General features: G+C 76.3%; 2 protein-coding genes and 2 pseudogenes. 1 reads left to right on the top strand and 3 read right to left on the bottom strand.

The features are described from left to right. The first annotated feature begins 353 nt into the window (after window positions 1-353). A complete protein-coding gene (locus FOE67_RS20990; RefSeq protein WP_143622078.1) occupies window positions 354-1,028 on the top strand; it encodes a Crp/Fnr family transcriptional regulator in 675 nt (224 codons plus the stop codon). A gap of 143 nt (window positions 1,029-1,171) precedes the next feature. Here FOE67_RS20990 and FOE67_RS30840 read toward each other — a convergent pair. The 3 genes and pseudogenes from FOE67_RS30840 to FOE67_RS20980 form a co-directional block, all read right to left on the bottom strand. Continuing rightward, window positions 1,172-1,267 (bottom strand): annotated as a pseudogene (locus FOE67_RS30840) (MBL fold metallo-hydrolase); the annotation flags it as partial. A 117-nt stretch (window positions 1,268-1,384) separates the two neighbouring features. Then, window positions 1,385-1,882: pseudogene (locus FOE67_RS30835) on the bottom strand (MBL fold metallo-hydrolase); the annotation flags it as partial. A gap of 98 nt (window positions 1,883-1,980) precedes the next feature. Then, window positions 1,981-2,943 (bottom strand): NUDIX hydrolase, encoded by a 963-nt coding sequence (locus tag FOE67_RS20980; RefSeq protein WP_182666397.1) that lies wholly within the window; start codon window positions 2,941-2,943, stop codon window positions 1,981-1,983. Window positions 2,944-3,180: the final 237 nt, after the last annotated feature.

Here is a 3,180-nt window from a genome sequence, read left to right as displayed (position 1 = left end):
GGGGTGGGCGGAGCCGGGTCGGGCACGGCCCCGGCTGTTCGCCCCGGGCGAACACACGGGGGCAGGGGAGGCCGGCCGCTCCCCGTCCCCCGCGCGGCACGGTGACCGACCCCACTCGGTTGACCGCCCGGTAACCACCGGTGGAACGGCCCCCCTCGCCGCTCCGCGCACCCCCCGGGGAGGGCACCGGGAAGCCCGAACGGCCCCCTGGCATGCCCCGACCGGCCGTGGTACGTCAGACTTGTCGCCCGGCGGAAAGGACGTACCGTCCGGCATGATGGCCGGGACGACATCCGGACCACCGACCGGCGCAGCGCCGATCGGAGCCGACGGCCGACAGGGAGAGAGAACTCGTGGACGACGTTCTGCGGCGCGCACCGCTCTTCGCGGCGCTCGACGACGAGCAGGCGGCCGAGCTGCGCGCCTCCATGACCGAGACGACGCTCTCGCGCGGCGAGGCACTGTTCCACGAGGGCGACCAGGGCGACCGCCTCTACGTCGTCACCGAGGGCAAGATCAAGCTGCACCGCACCTCCGCCGACGGCCGGGAGAACATGCTCGCCGTCCTCGGCGCCGGCGAGCTGATCGGCGAGCTGTCCCTGTTCGACCCGGGACCGCGCACCGCGACCGCCACCGCCGTGACCGAGTCCCGCCTCCTGGGCCTGGGGCACGCCGACCTCCAGCCCTGGCTCAACGCCCGGCCCGAGGTCGCCGGCGCCCTGCTGCGCGCCGTCGCCCGCCGCCTGCGCCGCACCAACGACAACATGTCCGACCTGGTCTTCTCCGACGTGCCGGGGCGGGTCGCCAAGGCCCTGCTGGACCTCTCCCGCCGCTTCGGCGTGCAGTCCGAGGAGGGCATCCACGTGGTGCACGACCTCACCCAGGAGGAGCTGGCCCAGCTGGTCGGCGCCTCCCGGGAGACCGTCAACAAGGCCCTCGCCGACTTCGCGGCGCGCGGCTGGCTGCGCCTGGAGGCCCGCGCGGTCATCCTGCTCGACATCGAGCGCCTGGCCCGCCGCAGCCGCTGACCCGGTCGGCCCCGCCGGCGGGCGGGGTGACGATCCTCCCCGAGGGGGCCCGGACGTCCGGGCCCCCTCGGGCGTCCTCCCGGAGCACCCCGGCGGCCCGCGGCCCGCGTCCGCCCCCGGGGTCACTCGATCAGACCGTGCCCCCGCAGGTACTCCAACTGCGCCCGCACCGACTGCTCGGCCGCCGGCCACAACGTGCGGTCCACGTCCGCGTACACCCGCGCCACCACCTCCGCCGGCGTGCGCAGCCCGTCCTCCACCGCCGTCTCCACCTCCGCCAGCCGCTTGGCCCGGTGCACGAGGTAGTAGTCGATGGCGCCCTGCGCGTCGCGCAGCACCGGCCCGTGACCCGGCAGCACCGTCCGCACGCCGTCGTCCACGGTCATCGACCGCAGCCGGCGCAGCGAGTCCAGGTAGTCCCCCAGGTCGCCGTCGGGATGGCTGACCATCGTGGTGCCCCGGCCCAGAACCGTGTCGCCCGTCAACACGGCCCCGTCGGCGGGTATGTGGAACGACAGCGAGTCGTGGGTGTGCCCCGGCGTGGCCACCACCCGCAGCACCAGCCCGTCCACCTCCACGGCCTGACCGGCGATCAGTCCCTCGCCGCCCAGCCGGAACGCCGGGTCCAGCGCCCGCACGGGCGTGCCCGTCAGCTCCGCGAACCGCGCCGCGCCCGCGGAGTGGTCGGCGTGCCCGTGGGTGAGGAGGGTCAGGGCGACCCGGCGACCGCTCTCCTCCACCGCCGCGATCACCTTCCGCAGGTGCCCCTCGTCCAACGGGCCGGGGTCGATCACCACGGCCGAGCGGCCGTCCGGCTCGGCGACGATCCAGGTGTTGGTGCCGTCGAGGGTCATCGGTGAGGGGTTGGGGGCCAGCACGCTCGTGGCGCGCTCCGTGGCCGGGCCGTCGATCACCCCGGCCCGGGGCCGTCCGGGCGGGGAAGCCGCCTCCGTCATCGCCGCTCCTCCGCTCCGCCGCCCGCGTCCGGGTCGGGCATCCGCTTCTCGAACTCCTCGTACCCCGGCCACCGGATGACGATCTCCCCGCCCTCCCGGTGGGTGCGCGCCAGCACCGGCGAGAGGTCCCGGCCCCCGGCCGCCGCCCGTACCTCCGCCGGCTCCGCCGAACCCACCGACTCCGCCAGCTCCCGCAGGGTGGCGGCGGTGGGCGGCATCATCAGCAGTTCGCCGCGCCGGTACCCGGCGTACGCCTCTCCCGGCGCCGTCCACAGCGTGCGGTCCGCCTCCGTGGAGGCGTTCCGCGCCCGCTGCCCCACCGGCAGCGCCGCCACGAAGAACCAGGTGTCGTAGCGGCGGCTCTCGAACTCCGGCGTGATCCACCGCGTCCACGGCGCCAGCAGGTCGCTGCGCAGCACCAGCCGGCGACGGGCCAGGAAATCCGAGAAGGACAGCTCCCGGTCCACCAGCGCCCGCCGGTCCACCTCCCAGTCGTCACCGGTGGTGTCGGCGACCACGCCGCCGCCGTGCGGACCCGCCAGCAGGACCCCCGACTCCTCGAAGGTCTCCCGCACCGCCGCGCAGACGATGCTCTGCGCCACCGCCTCCGACACCCCGAGCCGGGCCGCCCAACTCGCCCGGTCCGGGCCCGACCAGCCCGCCGCCTCGTCCCACTCCTCGTCGCGCGGATCCACCCCGCCGCCCGGATAGGCGTGGGCGCCCGCCCCGAACGCCATCGACGCCCGCCGCCGCAGCAGGTACACCTCCACCGGCGCCCCGCCGAACGGGCCGTCGCGCAGCAGCATCACCGTCGCCGCCCGGCGCGGCTCCGGCGGCACCAGCTCACCGGCCCGCAGCGCACGGATGCGCCCCGCCCACTCCGGCGGGAACCACTGCCCCCCGGCCCCCGTCGTCCGCCCGGTTCCGCCGTCGCCCTTGTCGCCGTCCGTCGCACCCATGGGGCGGATGGTACGTGCACCGACCGACATGCCGGCACCGTGCCCCGCCCCGGGATGCCGGACCCGGCTCCCCGGGGGAGAGTGGAAAGGGAGTGGAACGGGCTCCTGTGGCCCCGAACCACGGCAGGGTCGCGAGGAGGCGGGGCCCGCCGGGAACCCCCGGCGGGCCCCGCCGCGTCCCATGAGGGGATGACCGCCTCCGACCCGCCCGCCGCAGGCGCCTCCCCCGCCCCGGGC

This window comes from Streptomyces calidiresistens, assembly GCF_014141525.1.
Lineage (GTDB): Bacteria > Actinomycetota > Actinomycetes > Streptomycetales > Streptomycetaceae > Streptomyces > Streptomyces calidiresistens.
This window is presented reverse-complemented; position numbering and strand designations above follow the sequence as displayed.